We start from the raw sequence: 1174 nt of genomic DNA on the forward strand, positions 1-1174 counted from the left end.
TGCGGGCATCGTGAAAAATCTATGGCAAAGAAAGCCTTATGTTCTCATAACTGACGATTAAATCGCACCTTCCTTAGAGCCAGAGGTTTTACCACTTTCTACACATAGGGGTATGCTTGACCAGACTCTTTTATTTGAAGCTACAAGCGTTGATGAAGTGAACTGGTTGATTAAAAATGGTGTTGATATCAACCACCGAAATTTCGTTGGTAAAACCGCACTGTGGAAATCGGGTTATTATGATTATGAAATTGAAATAATAGATCGATTGTTTGAAGCAGGTATTAATCCAGATCTTTTAAATTTTGAAGGTGAGCATGTTTTATCGGGAATGGGTTATTTTGGATTTCCTGAAATCTTTATGAAACATAAAGATAAAATAAAATCCAAGGACATCCATATCCGGGATATCCATTTACACCATATCGATAAAATGAAACAAGGCATTGAAATTTTGCTGGATAACGATTTTCAAGTTCATTATCCCCGCTATATGAATATTGAGGACATTACTCTCTGGGATGAAGAGCAGGCATGGTATCGAACAGAGCAAGAAAATACTAACATGAAAATATACTATATGAAAAAACGAAATGATTACATCAAATTTTTAGAGTATCTGGACAAACAAAAAAGAGCTATAAGATTAGTCAGTGTCAGAGCGAATAGCAAGGACATTACTCTCTTTGATATTAAGGAAATGATTGAAAGACTTCGATTAATGAAACCAGAATTGTATATTGTTAAGTAGTCTAATTTTTGTTTGATTTTCCCAACGGATAGCATCATACTTATAGCTCATTTGGTTTATAAGAGAACAACCTCATGGCTTATGGAAAAAATCCCTTCTCAAAATCACCACTCCCAACAGGTGATTTTAAAACCTCTCAAAAAAGACTTACCGCAGAGATAAAACAAGTCGAAGGTAAAAAAGTCATTTTTATCTACTATGAAGGGACTAATGATGTTTATGATGGTCCAGAAGCGACTCAATACACTACACTTGAAGATGCACAAGGTTTCTGTAACAATTATAATAAACAGCTAAATATTGAATGAACATTCAAATAAAAAGCCCCTACTATTAGGGGCTTTTTAGTTAGGGAAGGTGCGATTTAATCGTCAGTTATGAGAACATAAGGCTTTCTTTGCCATAGATTTTTCACGATGCCCG

Annotated in this window: 2 protein-coding genes; both read left to right on the forward strand. The window is 34.7% G+C overall.

Annotation, left to right across the window (positions count from 1 at the left end):
- Positions 1-112: 112 nt before the first annotated feature.
- A complete protein-coding gene (locus ACSZO4_RS25620) occupies positions 113-751 on the forward strand; it encodes an ankyrin repeat domain-containing protein (protein ID WP_437891894.1) in 639 nt (212 codons plus the stop codon).
- A gap of 74 nt (positions 752-825) precedes the next feature.
- Positions 826-1059: a hypothetical protein gene (locus ACSZO4_RS25625; RefSeq protein WP_437891895.1), complete on the forward strand. Its 234-nt coding sequence runs from the start codon at positions 826-828 to the stop codon at positions 1057-1059.
- The last annotated feature ends 115 nt before the right edge of the window (positions 1060-1174 follow it).

This window comes from Phytobacter sp. V91 (assembly GCF_965644225.1).
Taxonomy (GTDB): domain Bacteria; phylum Pseudomonadota; class Gammaproteobacteria; order Enterobacterales; family Enterobacteriaceae; genus CBFFRJ01.

Bases quoted from the DNA above. Each gene is read 5' to 3' on its own strand.
- ACSZO4_RS25620 (WP_437891894.1), top strand. From the start codon at position 113: ATGCTTGACCAGACTCTTTTATTTGAAGCTACAAGCGTTGATGAAGTG.
- ACSZO4_RS25625 (WP_437891895.1), top strand. From the start codon at position 826: ATGGCTTATGGAAAAAATCCCTTCTCAAAATCACCACTCCCAACAGGT.